The organism is Burkholderia sp. WP9 (assembly GCF_900104795.1).
Lineage (GTDB): Bacteria > Pseudomonadota > Gammaproteobacteria > Burkholderiales > Burkholderiaceae > Paraburkholderia.
Window position 1 is genome coordinate 1,145,097 of the sequence record NZ_FNTG01000001.1, and the last position, 16,076, is coordinate 1,161,172.

General features: G+C 63.7%; 14 protein-coding genes. 5 read left to right on the forward strand and 9 right to left on the reverse strand.

The window, feature by feature from the left end; genetic code table 11:
- Nucleotide 1: 1 nt before the first annotated feature.
- Both BLW71_RS42125 and BLW71_RS05165 read right to left on the reverse strand, forming a co-directional pair.
- Nucleotides 2-607 (reverse strand): GumC domain-containing protein, encoded by a 606-nt coding sequence (locus BLW71_RS42125; RefSeq protein ID WP_286161933.1) that lies wholly within the window; start codon nt 605-607, stop codon nt 2-4.
- A gap of 27 nt (nt 608-634) precedes the next feature.
- Complete coding sequence (locus BLW71_RS05165; protein ID WP_286161934.1) at nt 635-2,335, reverse strand: hypothetical protein; 1,701 nt, start codon at nt 2,333-2,335, stop codon at nt 635-637.
- A gap of 280 nt (nt 2,336-2,615) precedes the next feature.
- Between BLW71_RS05165 and BLW71_RS05170 the strand changes: the two genes are divergently transcribed.
- On the forward strand, nt 2,616-2,867 hold the full coding sequence (locus BLW71_RS05170) for a DUF1488 family protein (RefSeq protein WP_091800441.1): 252 nt from the start codon (nt 2,616-2,618) through the stop codon (nt 2,865-2,867).
- 40 nt (nt 2,868-2,907) lie between these two features.
- On the opposite strand, the gene BLW71_RS05175 is transcribed toward BLW71_RS05170, so the two are convergent.
- On the reverse strand, nt 2,908-3,837 hold the full coding sequence (locus tag BLW71_RS05175) for a LysR family transcriptional regulator (protein ID WP_091793789.1): 930 nt from the start codon (nt 3,835-3,837) through the stop codon (nt 2,908-2,910).
- 292 nt (nt 3,838-4,129) lie between these two features.
- Nucleotides 4,130-5,530: a DHA2 family efflux MFS transporter permease subunit gene (locus BLW71_RS05180; RefSeq protein WP_091800443.1), complete on the reverse strand. Its 1,401-nt coding sequence runs from the start codon at nt 5,528-5,530 to the stop codon at nt 4,130-4,132.
- A 161-nt stretch (nt 5,531-5,691) separates the two neighbouring features.
- Here BLW71_RS05180 and BLW71_RS05185 point away from each other — a divergent pair, with 161 nt between their 5' ends.
- Nucleotides 5,692-6,552: a LysR family transcriptional regulator gene (locus BLW71_RS05185; RefSeq protein ID WP_091793791.1), complete on the forward strand. Its 861-nt coding sequence runs from the start codon at nt 5,692-5,694 to the stop codon at nt 6,550-6,552.
- A gap of 52 nt (nt 6,553-6,604) precedes the next feature.
- Here BLW71_RS05185 and add read toward each other — a convergent pair whose 3' ends face one another.
- Entirely contained in the window at nt 6,605-7,702 is a 1,098-nt protein-coding gene (add, locus tag BLW71_RS05190; RefSeq protein WP_091793792.1) for an adenosine deaminase, read from the reverse strand.
- A 79-nt stretch (nt 7,703-7,781) separates the two neighbouring features.
- Nucleotides 7,782-9,107, reverse strand: coding sequence for an NCS2 family permease (locus tag BLW71_RS05195; protein ID WP_091800446.1), 1,326 nt, complete (start codon nt 9,105-9,107; stop codon nt 7,782-7,784).
- A 104-nt stretch (nt 9,108-9,211) separates the two neighbouring features.
- Here BLW71_RS05195 and BLW71_RS05200 point away from each other — a divergent pair, with 104 nt between their 5' ends.
- Nucleotides 9,212-10,135, forward strand: coding sequence for a LysR family transcriptional regulator (locus BLW71_RS05200; RefSeq protein WP_091793794.1), 924 nt, complete (start codon nt 9,212-9,214; stop codon nt 10,133-10,135).
- Between the two features lie 68 nt (nt 10,136-10,203).
- Here the strand turns inward: BLW71_RS05200 and BLW71_RS05205 are convergent, their stop codons facing one another.
- Together BLW71_RS05205 and BLW71_RS05210 are read right to left on the reverse strand one after the other, a co-directional pair.
- Nucleotides 10,204-11,238: a nucleoside hydrolase gene (locus BLW71_RS05205; protein WP_091800449.1), complete on the reverse strand. Its 1,035-nt coding sequence runs from the start codon at nt 11,236-11,238 to the stop codon at nt 10,204-10,206.
- Between the two features lie 89 nt (nt 11,239-11,327).
- Complete coding sequence (locus BLW71_RS05210) at nt 11,328-12,437, reverse strand: porin (protein ID WP_091793795.1); 1,110 nt, start codon at nt 12,435-12,437, stop codon at nt 11,328-11,330.
- A gap of 344 nt (nt 12,438-12,781) precedes the next feature.
- Here BLW71_RS05210 and BLW71_RS05215 point away from each other — a divergent pair, with 344 nt between their 5' ends.
- Nucleotides 12,782-14,356 (forward strand): methyl-accepting chemotaxis protein, encoded by a 1,575-nt coding sequence (locus BLW71_RS05215; RefSeq protein WP_091793796.1) that lies wholly within the window; start codon nt 12,782-12,784, stop codon nt 14,354-14,356.
- Between the two features lie 235 nt (nt 14,357-14,591).
- Nucleotides 14,592-15,641, forward strand: a complete 1,050-nt coding sequence (locus tag BLW71_RS05220; RefSeq protein ID WP_091793798.1) for an NAD(P)/FAD-dependent oxidoreductase — start codon at nt 14,592-14,594, stop codon at nt 15,639-15,641.
- Nucleotides 15,642-15,721: 80 nt separating this feature from the next.
- Here BLW71_RS05220 and BLW71_RS05225 read toward each other — a convergent pair whose 3' ends face one another.
- Nucleotides 15,722-15,958: a hypothetical protein gene (locus tag BLW71_RS05225; protein WP_091800452.1), complete on the reverse strand. Its 237-nt coding sequence runs from the start codon at nt 15,956-15,958 to the stop codon at nt 15,722-15,724.
- Between the last annotated feature and the right edge of the window lie 118 nt (nt 15,959-16,076).

Here is a 16,076-nt window from a genome sequence, read left to right on the forward strand (position 1 = left end):
ACTAGTGCAGCAACTGGCTCAGTTCAAACTGCGCTACCCCGATCTGCGTCTGAAGTTGTCTTTCCATTTGCTGGTATTGGTGCCGCCGGTCGTTGAGTTGGTGGATTTGGGGCAGTAGAGTGTTCAACTCCCCTCTCAGTTTCGCCATATCATCGTTGAAGCGGGTGAGCTCCGCGCGAATGGTTTGCCTTCGATCACGGAGCTCGCGAATGCGCATGTCCACTTGCGGGTCGTGAGGCTGACCTGTGCTTTCGAGTTGTTGAAGCTGGGCGATCAGGTTGGCGCTCTCCTGTTCTGTCTGATTTTTCCGCTGCAGCAGGTCCGCCTTCCGTTGTTCCGTGGTTGTTTGAAGCCCGCGTATCTCCTCGAGCCTTCGCGCGGTCGACAGCACATCCTGCGTGACGGTTTGCAGTTGCGTTTGCAAGTGAGCCAATGTCTGATGTGCCTGCTGGATCTGGTAGGCCTTCTGCTCGTCGCCCACGGCAGTGTGTCGGTCTCTGGACTCGTTTCCGCCGCCTCGCAGGCCGACAGCGTCATGCGGCTTCCAGCTGCCGTCCGGCCGACGCTCGATCGGCACGCCCGGCTCGGCCGGTTTGTCTGGTTGCACGACGCGCCACGTCTGGTTGGCCGTGTCTTAGCGCACCGGATAGCTCTGGCCGTGATCCTGAATGTACCTCTGCCCCTTCGAATCGATCAGGACTCCGGCGTGCGCTGGGTCCGGCTGCAACGTGCCTGAAGGTTGTGCCGCGTAGCGCGACGGCAGCACGGGCGTATCCGGCGCGTGTTGATGGGCGGATCCGGTGGGGCTCGGGTCTTTCGTCTCGCTGCCGCTGCCCGCGAAATTGCGCTCGAACACATCCACCGAACCGGCGGGCAGCGACGCAGACGGCTCGGGGTGGAGCGCGCCGCCAGTGGACGAAGGGTGCTCGCCGACGCCGGGGAGGTGTTCCCCTTCGGGTCCCAGACCGCCGAGCAACAGGCCGCCGATTGCCGTTCCGGCGTCGATCAGGCCCACCTGTCCACGGCTCAATCCGCCATGATCGGGAAATTCGGCATCGAGCAACCTGGTCGCCAGCCAGTCCGCGCCCGGGATCGGCGACAGGTCGGCGAACACGCGGCCAACGCCGTAGAGAATCTTGTCCGCAAGGTCGGGAATAGCCTCGCGCAGCATTTCGCGGTTTTTCCCGTCGATGTCCTTGAGCGCGCCGCCGTAGTTCTTCGCGAGATTGTCGACGTAGTCCTTGTCGGGTGCAGGTGGATTGTTGGCGACGTCCTCGAAGGTCTGCTTTTCAACGTGGCTCAGGCCCTCTCCGGGCTTGTCCATCGTCTTCAGCGCCTGGTCCTGCAAGGCCTGCATGCGACGATGTATCGACGAGCCTGGATCCGCCATGCCCTGCTGGAACGTCAGCAGATCTTGCGCGATCTGCTCAGGCGGGCGCTGACGCGCCGATGATGTGGCGCGCTCCTGGCTCGAATAGCCGTCGTCGGAAAGCAGCTTCTCCATTACCGACTGGTACGGGAAGGTCTTCGCATAGGCGGGCTTGCGCGTATCGTCATCCCAGTCGGGATCGTCTGAGGTTTTCGGCAGTTTGATTTTGTCAGGCTTGTACTGCTGCGCCGCGTCGAGAATGTCGTTCACGCGGGCGGCCGAATCGTTCCATGACTTCTGAGTCGCCGCGTAGACGTCGCCAGCCTTGTTGAGGATATCGCGCTGCATATCAGTCTTGATCTTGACGGCCTGCGCGAAGCTGGCCTCGCGTTGCTGCGCTGTCGCGGCCGGTGCGCTGAATGCGCTGTACTGGTCGCGCAACTGCTGCAAGCGTTGCGTGCCGGCGTCGCCGAGCAGCCCGGCGCCAGTCGGCATATTGAACACGGCATTCATGCGTTTGAGCGGATCGGCGCGAGTCTGCTCCAGCTGGGAAATCACGTCTGCTTTAAGTTGCTGGATAGCGGCGTCACGTTGGGCGTCCGGTTCGCCGATCACGGCTTTCGCCCGCGCGGCGAAGCCCTCACGGGTTTCCTCGTCCATCTGCGCCGTAGCGGCCGCGAGACCCTCCAGACGTATCCGCGCGTTAGCGAAGCCTCGCGGGTAGCCGGTCGTCAGCAGGTTCGTCGTCGATTCCTGAGCTTGCGTGACTTTCGTGTCGTTTGCGTAGTTGATCGATTGGTTGCCACCGTCATACTTGTTCAGCATGGTTTGGGCGAATTCGGCCGGCGTGGTCGTGTCTTTCGGCGCCACGGTTGCGAGCTTCGGGGCGACAGCGTTGTGCTGGCTCGGCAGCCTGCCGGGTGCGTTCCCGGACGGAATGCGAAAATCGGAGACGGAGTTTGTCATAGGGCATTTCGTTATGTTTAAGGGACGCTGCGTTGCAACCCATTGAGGCGGATTGCCATAACGATGAAAACACCTCGGACAGGGCGCCGTGTGTTACCGGAGGATGACCACGCGAGCGCGACGCGCATCTCCGGTGACTGCCGTCGAACGAAAAAGCGCAAGCCTTGCAGCGCAAGGCCAACTCTAGAACACGCTGACCTCCACACTTACAAACAAGCGCTTGACCATGCCCGTCATTCAGCGCACCGTGGACGAGAACCCTTTCTCGCGGGAGTACGAAATGTCCCTCAACTTCCCGAACCCAAGCCGCAGCTATGACGCCTCGCACCACTGCGTCAATTTTTGGGGCTACGACAATGCGCGCGAAATCGCTTTCGTCGTCACCCGTTCGGTGATTTCTAATCTGAGCCCCAGTGTGGGCGCCGACGAACCGGCCGTGCTTGCGGCGTTCGACCGGCATCGCGAGCAAATCCTGACGCTCGCTCGCGGGCTGTATCTCGGCGGCCCGCAAAACCGCTACACGATTTCCTGACGCGGCACGGCGTGCCGCGCAAACGTCGCCGAAGCGAGACTCAGGCCGCCGGTTCGCGCGGCGCGCCGCCCGTGAGCGAAACGACAAATTCGAAAAACGCACGGACCTTTGCGGGCGGATGATGCCGCGAAGGATAGAGCGCATACAGCGGATACAGCTCGTCGCCCCAATCCGGAAAGAGCTCGACCAGTTTGCCGCTCGCCATGAGCGATTCGGCGCCGAGCGCGAGAATCTGCGCGACGCCCTGACCGGCTGCGCAGGCACTATGCAAGGTGCCCACGTCGTTGACGGTCAAACGGCCTTGCGGCGTAATCACGGTCTTTTTGCGGCCGCGATGAAATTCCCAGCTGAACGGGTAGCCCGTCAGCGGATCGCGGAATTTGATGCACACATGCTTGCCGCTTTCGAGTTCGGCCGGATTCACCGGATGCCCATGCTTCTTCAGATACGACGGCGCGGCCACGGTGAGAATCCGTGTGTCCAGCAGCTTGCGGGCAATCAGCGTCGATACTGGCGGATCGCCGAAACGGATCGCGAGATCGAAACCGTCGGCGACCATATCGCCCAACTGGTCGCGGGTGATCAGTTCGAGCTGCAGGTCGGGGTGCCGGTCGACAAACCCGCCCAGCCTTGGCCCAAGCACGAGCCGCGAAAAGAACGGATCCATGTTCACGCGCAAACGTCCGCGAACAGCGGTCGCGCCCTGCGCGGCGGATGCCGCGGCTTCTTCGAGTCCGCCCAGAAGCGGCACGATCTGTTCGTAGAAGCGCCGGCCTTCGTCGGTCAACGCGACCGAGCGCGTGGTGCGATCGAAAAGCCGGATGCCGAGCCGCGCTTCGAGCCGTGCGACCGAACGGCTGACCCCGGATTGCGACATGTCGAGCGCTTCGCCAGCGGCCGCAAAACTGCCGCAATCGACGATCGCCGTCAAGACGCCCATGCCGTTCAGCATGCGCTCGTCAAATGGCATGTGAGAGTCCTTTGTTATGCATTAATGCGTGACATGCTAACGCGAAAGTCCGTTTGAATTCACGCGCCAAAACGGGGAAACGCCGCCTGGTAAGGCGGACGAATGATGTCATGTCATGAGTGGAATGACAGCCGCGCTACCGCGTCAATCACGCTGCGGGCGTCAATCTGCATGAGCTCGTCCGATGCAACAGGAACATGCGGCTCTCGTCATGCATTGGGCATACTTGGATGGAATAGCGGACAACGCGGAATCGCGCGTATTTTTATTGCGCGCGCCGCCGATGGTCCCGTCAGCGGCCCGCGCCTTGGGTCGCTTGCGCGCGCACGGTGCGCGAGGCAGGTGTTTCGTCGAGGTGACGAAACACCCAGGCCGATACGAGCGTGATCACGCCGACACACACGAAGGCGAGCCGAAACCCGAGCGCGGCCGATCCCACTTGCGCGGAAAAGAGATTCACGAGGCCGCCGCCGATCGACACGCCCAGCCCGATCGCGAGCATCTGCACCATGGAAAAGAGGCTGTTGCCACTGCCGGCGTCGGCATGCGAGAGGTCTTTGAGCGTGACGCTGTTCATCGCCGCGAATTGCATGGAGTTGGACGCCCCGAACACCGCCAGAATCGCGATCCCGACCACGAGCGGCGTGTCGCGCGTGATCAGTGCAAAGGCCACGATCGACGAGCCGACGATCACGGTATTGACGAGCAGGAACGTGTCATAGCCATAACGGCGCACGAGCGGCGCGATCCAGCGTTTGGCGACGGTGCCGGCCAGCGCCGCGGGCAGCATCATCAGCCCCGAATGCAGCGGCGAATAGCCCAGTTGCAATTGCAGCAGCAAGGGCACGAGGAACGGCACGGCACTCGAACCGATGCGGCACACCAGGTTGCCGATCAGACCGACGCTGAAATTCGGCTCGCGAAAGAGCGCAAGCTTGAAGAGCGGATTGGCGCGGCGTTTCGCGTACGGAATGTAGGCGAGCGCGCTCACGGCGGCGAGCACGAAGAGCGCCGCCGACCAGGCCAGCCGATGCGTCGGCATGGGCGCGTCGACAGCGAGCGAAAACGCGATCATGCACAGCGACAGCAGCGCGCAGCCGATGAAGTCGAACGGCGGCGCCTGGGTTTCGCCATGCGCCGGCAGGAAGCGTTGCACCGCATACAGGCCCACGGCGCCGATCGGCACATTGATCAGGAAAATCCAGTGCCACGTGATCGCCTGCACGAACCAGCCGCCGAGCGTCGGCCCGGCGATCGGCCCCAGTTGTCCCGCGACCGAAATGAACGCGAGTGCCGCCACGTACTGCTCGCCCGTCACGCTGCGTAAGACCGCGAGCCGTCCGATCGGCAGCAGCATCGAGCCGCCCACACCTTGCAGCACGCGCGCCAGCACCAGCTGGCCGAGCGTATGCGCGCTCGCGCAGCAGATCGAGCCGATCACGAACAGGAGGATTGCCACGAAATAGACGCGCCGCGTGCCGAAGCGGTCGGCGAGCCAGCCGGAGGCCGGCGTGAGCATCGCCATGGTCAAGGTGTACGCGACCACGATCGGCTGCATGGCGAGTGGCGCGACGTGCAAGCTGTTTGCAATCGACGGCAACGCCGTATTGACGATCGTCGTGTCGAGCGACTGCATGAAAAAGCCGGCGGCGACGATCCACAGCAGTGCGGTCTGGGAAGAATCCTTGGTCATCTTTAACGGGCGGCGGGGCGGCGGCATGAGCGGGCGGCAGCCGGAACCGGAGCATTCGGTGGGGCGATTCCGTCATCATATTGACATCCTCGTCAATCGGGAACCCCACTAGAGGCGCTGACTGTTATCGACTTTGCCGATAAGCGAGGCGACAATGGCTCATGCTCAATCCCATCTGGCTCAAGACCTTTTCGACCGTCGCCGCGTGCCACAGCTTTACCGAGGCGGGACGGCGGCTCGACCTCACGCAATCGAGCGTCAGCGAACACATCCGAAGGCTCGAAGAGAGCGTCGGCCGGCGCCTGTTCGTGCGCGACACCCATTCGCTTGCCATGACGCCCGACGGCGAAGCCATGCTCGCGCACGCCAGCGTGATTCTGCAGGCGCTGGCGCGGGCGGAGTCGCAGTTTCGCGCGCCGCGTCTGAAAGGCCGCGTGCGGCTCGGTTCCTCGGACGATGTCGCGCTCGGCCCGCTGCCGACGGTGCTGGCGGCCTTTCGCAACGCGCATCCGGATGTCGAACTGGAAATCACTATCGGCATGACCGGCAAGCTGTACGAACTGCTCGATGCGGGGGCGATCGATCTGCTGGTCGGCAAGCGGCGGCTCGGCGACCGGCGCGGCGTGCCGCTCTTCACCGGTCGGCTGGAGTGGCTGGCGCGCGCCGGCACGCTGGTCGACCTGAGCCAGCCGTTGCCGCTGATTCTGGTCGCGGAGCCGAGCGTGACGCGGGCCGTCGTGCTCGACGCGCTCGCCGAGGCCGGCTTTAGCTGGCAACTGGTGTGCACGAGCAGCAGTCACGCGGGTTGTATCGCGGCCGCGCGCGGCGGGCTCGGCATCACGGTTCGTCCGCAGTATCTGGCCGCGCGGGGGCTTGCGCCGCCGCTGAACACGGCGAGTCTGCCGGTGCTGCCGTCGGTGGAATTCATCGCTCTCGCGGCGAAACGGTTAAGCCGGCCGGCGGGCACGTTGCTGAAGCTGCTGCACGACAGTGATTTGCGCGGATCGTGGATCGGGGAATGAGGGCGCGCAGGCGGCGCGTGCGCGATACAACGCGCCGCTTCGCGTGTTCGGATCAGGCGGGCAGCGTGGCAGCGAGCTTGTCGAACTCCGTCGCCCACTCCGCGCGCCACGTGTTGCGCGTGGCCTCGTCGACCCACGCGCCGTCAATCCCGTTCAGCATGAATTGCCGCAGTTCCGCGACGCTGAACCCGAAGTGGCTGTACATCAACTGCCATGCTTCGCTCGGGTTCACTTTGTGCAGCGTGGGGTCGTCGGTATTCGGATGGATCTTCAGGCCGAGTTGCGGCATGCGCCGCAGCGGATGTTGTTCAGCCCACACGTCCGGGGCCAGCGTACGCAGGTAGTACGAGTTGGTCGGCACCACGGTGAAGACGATGCCCCGCGCGGCATATTGCTCGGCCAGTTGCGGATTGTCCACGATCGTATAGCCGTGATCGATGCGGTCGCACTGCAGCAGATCGACGGCGGTTTCGACATTGCGCCACGGCATGCCGAATTCGCCCGCGTGCGCGGTGGTTTTGAAGCCAGCGTTGCGCGCGTGGCGATATGCCTTCCAGAACAGTTCCGGCGGCCGGTCGTTCTCGCGATAGTCGATGCCGAGGCCCGCCACTTCGTCGGCGCGGTTGGCGCACATCCAGGCGACCAGTGCGACGGCTTCGTCGGGATCGGCTTCGCGATCGATGCTCGGGATCAGCCGCGCGCTGATGCCGAAGTCGCGCGCGGCGTCGCGAATGGCGGTGACGATTGCCGCTTGCGCATCGGCATAGGCGATGTGCGAGACGCGCACCGTGCCCGTAGGATTCCAGAAGAATTCGCTGTGACGAACCTGATGCGCGGCGGCATCGGCGAGATATTCGTAGGCGATACGGCGCAGATCGTCCGCTTGCGTGAGCAGATGTTCGTCGAGCGCGCGCAGCACGCGCAGCACGCCGACCGGTTTTTCGCCACGCTTGTAGAAAGAATCGATTTCCTCGCGACTGAGCGGCGCATGGCTTTTTTCGGCCAGCGCGATAAACGTCTCATGACGCACCGCGCCCAGCAGGTGGCAGTGCAATTCGGCTTTCGGCAGTGCCTTGAAGAAGGCGCGATGCGCGTCGGTCAGCCCGATGTTCAGACGCGATGCGGGCACGTTACCCATTGTCTCTTTCATGTCGGTATGGTATTCGGTAGTGCGCAAAACTCAGTGTAGTGCGAATGCAAGGTGAACTCGTGGCGCGAAGGCGCGGGGCTCAGTGCGGCTTGACCACGGTATAGAAGTAGTAGCCGAGCGGCACGGCCAGCACATACAGGCCCCACGGCACTTCGCGGAAACGTCCCGCGAGCAGTTTGACAAGGACGTAGCAGAGCAGGCCGCCTGCAATGCCGGTGCCGAAGCTGTTCGACATCAGCGTGAGCAGCACCATGGAGAGTACCGGCAGGGAGTCGGTGAAGTCGTCGAAATGCGTGTGGCGGATCGTGCTGAACATCGACAGGCCGATCAGGATCAACGCGGGCGCGGTCGCTTCTTTCGGAATCGCCAGCGCGACCGGCACGAACAGCAGCATCAGCGCGAACATGGCGGCCGCGGCGAGCGACGACAGGCCGGAGCGGCCACCCGCTTCCACACCCGCCGCCGATTCCACCAACGCGGTGAGCGCCGGAATGCCGAATACGGGGCCGAGCGTCGCGGCAATCGAATCGACCAGAAACGGCCGGTTGATATTGGGCAGATTGGCGTTTTCGTCGAGCAGATCCGCTTTGGCGCCGACGGCGAGCGTGGTGCCGAGCGTGGAAAAGAATTCGGCTGCGAAGAATACGAACAGATACGGAATGGACGCGACGCTCAGCGCGCCGGCGATATCGAGTTTGAACGCGATCGGCGCGATACTGTGCGGCCACGACAGAAACGACGCTGGCATATGCGTGACGCCGAGCGGCACGCCCGTGGCGGCCGCGATCAGGATCGCCCACAGAATGGCGCCGGGCACGCGGCGTCCTTGCAGAACGACTGCCGCGCCGAGTCCGACCAGCGCGACGAGTGTGCCTGGCCGCGAAAAGTCGCCGAGCGCGAGCGCATTGGTCTTCGCGTTGGCGATCACCATGCCCGCATTGCGAAAGCCGAGCACCGCGATGAACAAACCAATCGATGCGCCGAGCCCGAGTTTGATCTGCGCCGGAATCAGCCGCACCACCAGACTGCGTGCACCCACCAGCGTCAGGATCAGAAACAGCACGCCGGAGACGAACGCGATGCCGAGCCCCGTTTGCCACGCGACATGTTCGCCCGCGAGCGTAATGCCGAGAATCACCGAGCCGCCGATACCCGGTCCGACCAGAAACGGCAAGTTCGCGTACAGCGCCATCAGCACCGTGCTCAGCACGAATACGAGGATCGTCGCGGTGGTGGCCGCGCCGCGATCCATGCCGCCCGCGGCGAGCAGTGACGGAATCACCACCAGCAAGTACGCGGCCGCGAGAAACGAGGTGATGCCCGCGATCGTCTCGACCCGCACGCTGGTCTTGCGCGCGCCGAGCGCGAAACGCCGCCCGAGCCAGCCACCGTTTGCAAGCGACATGCCGCTCGTTGCATCGGCGCTTGAAGATTCGTTATTGATCAATTGATTCATCCTGTAACCATGCCATTTATACTGCTGCGCATTGCGTCGATGCATTGCTTTCCATGACCGACCGTTCTTCCCTGCTGCCCGCGCTCACGCTGCGGCAAATCCAGTACTTCGTCACGCTAGCGCATGCCCGCAGCTTCACGCAGGCCGCGCAGTCGCTCGCGTTGACGCAACCCGCGCTGACCGCGGCGATCCGGCAGATCGAATTCCTGCTCGGCGGGCCCTTGTTCGCGCGTTCCGCGCATCGGCTGACATTGACCCATGCCGGCGCGAGCGTCCTGCCGCTCGCGGAACGCCTGCTCAACCAGGCGCGCGGCACTTTCGACGACATGGCCAGCACCTTCGCCGAACGCGTGCAGACGGTGCGTATCGGACTGATTCCCTCGGCCGCGGCGCGCTTGCTGCCCGCGCTCTGCGCGTTGCGTGCGCAGCAACCGTCGCTGCGCTTCACGTTGAACGATATGCCGAACACCGCGTTGCTCGACGCCGTGCGCCAGGGCGCGGCCGATTTCGGCATCGGCGTGCACGAGCCCGATGCGTCCAGCCCGGACGACGACGCCGCCGCACTGCGCTACCAGGATCTGTTCGAGGATCAGATCGTCGTGGTGGTGCGGCGCGACGACCCGCTCGCGCAGAAGAAGAGCCTCGCGTGGTCGAAGCTGGTCGGCCGCGATCTCGCCGCATTCGTGCGCGGCAGCGTGAGCGAGGCGTTGCAGCGCACCGGTGGCGCGGAAGGTTTGCAACTGAACGTCGCGTACCGCGTCGAGTACACCGAGCCGTTGTACGAACTGGTGCGCAACCGCCTCGCGATCGCCGTGCTGCCGAGCCTCTACACGATGCATCTGCACGACGCGGAACTGGTCGCGTTGCGGCTCGACAAGCCGCGCGTGAGCCGTTCGATCGCGCTGATCTCGCTCGCCGGCGACGATCGCGGCCCGCATGTGCGAGCGTGTCGCGAGTGGATCGCCGCGCATATCTGACGCAGCGCGCCCGGTTCGCATCACGCCTGTCCCGATGCACACGCGTAAATGCACGCTAAACCCGAAACTCACGGCAGCGTGGCGAGCCGCGCCCGCAGCGCCGCATAGAAGCCGTCCGCGTCGACCTCGGTGATCCACGTCGCGTTCGGCTTGCGGCCGCTGTGGCCGCTCCAGTCCACGACGGTTTCGCCGAGCGTCCATTCGCCCACCGTTTCGATCATTACGTTGACTTCGCGTCCCTTGAACAGGGACGGCTCGATCAGGTAGCCGGTCGCGCAAGGGTCGTACATCGGCGCGGATTCGATACCGCGTCGGCCTTTCTGATAGGCCACTTCGGCGGCCATGATGTCGGCGGCCATGGTGCCGCAGCGATTGCCGAGCGCGCGGATCGGCGCGATGCGCGCCGGCGTGATCGGCGCTTTCACGGCCACGTCGCGCGGCAGCACCACGATCGGCACGCCGCTCGCGAACACGATTTGCGCGGCCTGCGGATCGACGTAGATGTTGAACTCGGCGGCAGGCGTAATGTTGCCGCGCTCGAAAAAAGCGCCACCCATCAGCACGATTTCGCGGATGCCGTTGCGAATCTCCGGCGCCTCCGTGAGCGCGGTGGCGAGATTGGTCAGCGGTCCGAGCGCGCAGAGTGTCACGCTGTGCGGCGGTGCTGCGCGCAGCGTGTCGATCAGAAAGGCGACCGCATGTTGCGGCGCGAGCGGTGCAAGCGGCTCATGCAGCGGCACGCCTTCGAGTCCGGTTTTGCCATGCACGTTGGCGGCGGTGATCAGTTCGCGCGTGAGCGGCCGCGGGCAGCCCGCGTAAATCGGCAGCGAATGCGTGCGCTCGGCCCAGTCGCGCACGATACGCGCATTGCGTTCGGTGAGATCGAGCGGCACGTTGCCCGCCACTGTCGTGATCGCGCGCACGTCGAGACGCTCGCTCGCGCCGAGCGCGAACAGAATCGCAATCGCGTCGTCCTGGCCCGGATCGCAATCGATAATCACGCTGCGTCGCGTGCCGGCCTGCAATCCGGCGCTGGACGACGCGCCGTTCGCCGTATCGGCCGCAGCGGATGCGCTCGCGGAACCCGCCGCGCCCGCTAGCATCGGCCAGGCTGAAGCGCCGGCCGCGAGGCCCATCGCCTTGCGAAGAAAGGCGCGGCGGTCCTGTTTCGTGTCGGAGGCGTTCATCATCGTCAGAACGCGTGGCGCATGCCGACCGTCGCGATCATCTGACGGATGCTGGTGGATTGGGCGTAGGCAAAAATCTGCGCGTGTTGCGCGTCGCCAGCCGCCTGCTGTGCGATCACCGTGAGCGCGACGTCCGTGCGCTTCGACAGGAAGTAGTCGGCCTGCAGATTCACCTGATGCCATTTGGGCCCCGTGTTGATCACGTCGTATTTGCCGTCGGTGAAGGCATACGCGGCGCCGAGAATGAAGGCGGGCGTAACGTGGTAGTTCAGGTTCAGGTTGTAGTTCTGCAAATGCAGATGCGAGTTGTCGAGATAATCGTAGCGGACATCTGTGAAGAGCGCCGCGAATTGCGCCGCGCCTATCGTATAGAAACCACCCGTGCCGAAGATGCGCTGTTTGCTCGCGTACGCGGCGGGATGCAGTGCGCTCTTCGAGAAGATCAGCAGCGACGAGGCGTAGTCGTTGGAAATCGCGCCGTCCTGGTTGGTCGCGCTGTACGGATTGTTGTACTGCGCGTACACCACGCTCCACTTCAGCGGGCCGTGCTCGTAACCCGCGCCGAAGCTGTACGCATTGTTGTTGGCGAAACCGGTCGCGTTGCTGAAACCATATTCGGCGGTGGCCTTCAGGCCGTGATAGTCGGGTGTGACGTACTTGACCGCGTTCTGCACGCGGATGTCGTTATAGCCGTTGTCGTTGTCGCCGATATTCACGCCATTGCTCGCGATGATCACGGGGCCGACATAGTCGTGCACCGTGTCGTACTGACGGCCGAAGGTCAGCGTGCCGTACTTCTTGCTGGCGAGCCCGACGAACGCCTGGCGGCCGAACAGGCGGCCGTTTTGCGACGCGGTGCCGGTCATCACGTTAAAGCCGTTCTCCAACTGGAAGATCGCAGCCATACCGCCGCCCATATCTTCGACGCCCTTCAAACCCCAGCGCGGATTCTGATTGGTGCCGGAGAGCGCCTGCCACGCGTTCTTGCCGCCCTGGTTCGTCGCGTAGCCGACGCCCGCCGAAATCAGGCCATACAGCGTCACGCTGCTTTGCGCATGCGCGGCGCTGGAGAGCGCGCCGGCGATCGCGAGAGGGGCGAACTTGAGTAGTTTCATCGTGGTCCAGTAGCGGGAAAAGAGGGCGCCTGGCGTGAGGCGCATTTGAACTGGGCTCGACTATACGAAGACGGTCGTTATAAAAATAATGTTGTTTTTTTATAGTTACATAAATTTAATTTATTCAAGACCGAGGGCCTTGACCACCGGCGAAACGGGGTGGTCAGCGGCGTGTTGCGCGTTTACCGCGTTGGCCAAATATTATTTTTTCGCCAAGTCGTGGATCGTTATACTTTCCAAATACGGTTAAGCTTTCCATATATGGAACATATAGCCGCTTACGTGCGCGGGGGCCGCACTTCAAAAGCCAGAGCGCCAAACCAGCCAGAGCGATAAAAACCACGATGACCACGAACTTGACCATCAATTTGCGGATCGCGATCACCATCGCGTTTCTTGGCGTATTGCTGACCGCTACCGGCGTGCTCGGCATTCTCGGTATGAACGAAAGCAACGAGGCGCAGCGCGACGCTTACTCGGTTCATTTCGCCTCGGTCGTCGCGCTCGGCAAATCAGGTACGGCAATGTCGCGGGCGCGTTTCGGACTCGACTGGGCGATGAGCAATCCGCACTCGCCGCAACTGACCACGCAACTCGAGCGCGCCCGCATGCTGCTCGGCGAGTCGGACAAGTGGTGGAACACCTTTCGCGACCTGCCGAAAACGCCCGAACTGCGGCGCCTCACCGAGGATCTCGACGCGAAGCGCACCGCCGTGCGTCGCGACGGTATCGACAAACTGATCGAAGCGATCCGCACGGGCGACGCGAGCTGGATGGACGAAAGCCGCGCGAATCATCTGATCGGCCTGTACACGGCAATGAACGCGAGTCAGGGTGATCTGGAGAACTATCTGAACCAGCAGGCGAGCGACGCGAACGAGCGCTCCGCCACGCTCTTTCATACGCTCCTGTACGCGAGCATCGGCAGCATTCTGGTGGGGCTCACGGTAGCGTTCATCAGTTGGCGCACGTTGCGCCGCGCGATCATGGCGCCGCTGAACGACGCACTGCGCCAATTCGATGCGATTGCCGCCGGCGAACTGACGACCCAGGTGCCGATTCGTTCGAACGACGAAATGGCGACGCTGTTGCGCGGCGTCGCGTCGATGCAGGACAAACTCGGCGCGACCGTCACCACTGTGCGGGCCGGTTCGCATTCGATCGCGTCGTCGACCCAGCAGATCGCCGCGGGCAATCTCGATCTGTCGCAACGCACCGAGGAACAGGCCGCGTCGCTCGAAGAAACCGCGGCGGCGATGGAGCAGCTCACGTCGACCGTGCAACTGAATGCCGGGAACGCGCAGCACGCGAGCGAACTGGCGTTGCGCGCTTCGGAGATGGCCGCGCGCGGGCGCGATTCGGTCGGCAGCATGGTCGAGACGATGCGCGTGATTCACGCGGGCTCGTCGAAGATGACGGGCATCATCACCGCGATCGAAGGCATTGCGTTTCAGACCAATATCCTCGCGTTGAACGCGGCCGTGGAAGCCGCCCGCGCAGGTGAAGAAGGGCGCGGTTTCGCGGTGGTGGCGGGCGAGGTGCGCAGTCTCGCCCAGCGTTCGGCGGCGGCCGCGAAGGAAATCGGTTCGCTGATCGCGGAGTCGACCTCGCGCGTCGAGAGCGGCGCGGGACTCGTCAACGAGGCGGGCGAGACGATGCAGGAAATCGAAGCCGCGGTCGGGCGCGTGGCGCGCCTTGTCGGCGAGATTGCGACGGCCTCGCAGGAGCAGAGCGAAGGGATCAAACAGGTGAGCCTCGCCGTCACGCAGATGGACGAGGTCACGCAGCATAATGCCGCGCTGGTCGAGGAAAGCGCGGCGACCGCCAACTCGCTCGCGGATCAGGCGCGGCAATTGAGCGAATTGACCGCGGCCTTCAAGGTCGCGAGCGATACGGCGCGGCACGAGGCCGTTTATTAAGCGGCCTTCGGGCGGTGGGGATCGGCCAGGCTGCATTTCGAGCAGCCTTCAAGCAGAGGCGTTCGGCGAGACCGCTTTCTAAATCGCGTTTGAGCTGCCGCGCTCACGCCGGTCACGCGCGCAACGTCATCCGTATTTCGCCGCGCCGAGCACCCTTACCGATGGTAATGGCATCGTTGCCGGGCTTCGGGCGATTCTGTATGGTGGGTCATCCATTTATCCGAAGAGAGCGCGCATGACATCCGCCGCCAACCAGCCACCGTCGCCGATCCGCACCGACGTTTTGATCGTGGGCGCGGGCCCCGTCGGGCTTTTTGCCGCTTTCGAGGCAGGCGTGATCGGCCTGTCGTGCCAGATCGTCGACGGGCTCGGCAAGATCGGCGGCCAATGCATCGAGCTCTATCCGGACAAGCCGATCTACGATATTCCCGCCATTGTGTCCTGCACGGCGCGTGAACTGGTCGAGCGCCTGCTTGCGCAATGCAAGCCGTTCGACCCGCCGATCCATCTCGGTCAGCGGGTTGAGTCGGTCGAGCAGGGCGGCGACGGGCGCTGGACAGTCCGTACCGATCGCGGTCTCGTGTTCGATGTCGCCGCGATCCTGCTGGCGGCCGGCAACGGCGCGTTCGTGCCGCAGAAGCTGGCGCTGGCCGAAGCGGTGCCGCTGGAGTCGCGTCACGTGCATTACAGCGTGCCGCGTATTGCCGATTTCGCCGGCAAGACCGTGGTGGTGGCAGGCGGCGGGGACTCCGCGCTCGACTGGGCGTTGGCGCTGCGCAAGGTCGCGCGGCGGGTGACGCTGGTGCATCGGCGCAGCGGTTTCAGTGCGGCGGATTCGAGTGTCGAGTCGATGCGGCGCGCGGTCGAAGCGGGCGAGATGGACTTCATGGTCGGCGCGATTGCGGGCCTCCAGGTAGAGGACGATGCATTGAAGTCGATCACCTTGCGGCATATCGAGGGCGAGACGCAACTCGCGGCCGAGCACATCGTCGCGTTGTATGGACTGGTTGCCGATCTCGGACCGGTCGCGCAATGGGGGCTGTCGATTCACGCCGGCCGTGTCGATGTGGATACCTCCAACTACGAGAGCTCGCGGCCCGGCATTTTCGCGGTTGGCGACATTGCTAATTATCCCAACAAGCAGAAACTGATTCTGTCGGGTTTTCATGAGGCGTCGCTGGCACTGCGCAAAGCATACGCGTACGCGTATCCGGAGAAGAAGCGCGTGCACGTCCACTCCAGTTACGACGCGAAGCTGGCGGAAAAGGTCAGCGCTGCCGGTTAAATGTGCCGCGAAACTAGCGCATCGAGATCGGGCCGGCAGAGATCGGGAGAGGTCACTACCGGCTCGTTTCTACACGCCTTTTACTTTCCTGCGGATTCGCTGGCGCCGGCCGCCGCTCTGGCTTCCTTGTCCTTCTTTTTGGCCTCGTGGTGGCCGATTGCGCATCCCGCCGCCGCGCCCGCTACGCCGTGATCACCCGCAACGTGGCCGGCTACGCCGCCCACTACCGCGCCTTTGGTGCAGCCTTCCGCTTGCGCTGCGGTGTAAGTGAATGCCAATGTTGCCGCAAGGGCGAGGCTGGTAAATGCTCTTTTCAATTGCAACTCCTGTTCGTTTGATGATGGTGCGATCAGGCAGTAGCAATCGGGAGGCCTGGCCCGCCAGCTGGTGTTTTTCCACGTGGATTGCGGCGCGAAGCCCGCCGGCCAGTCCTTT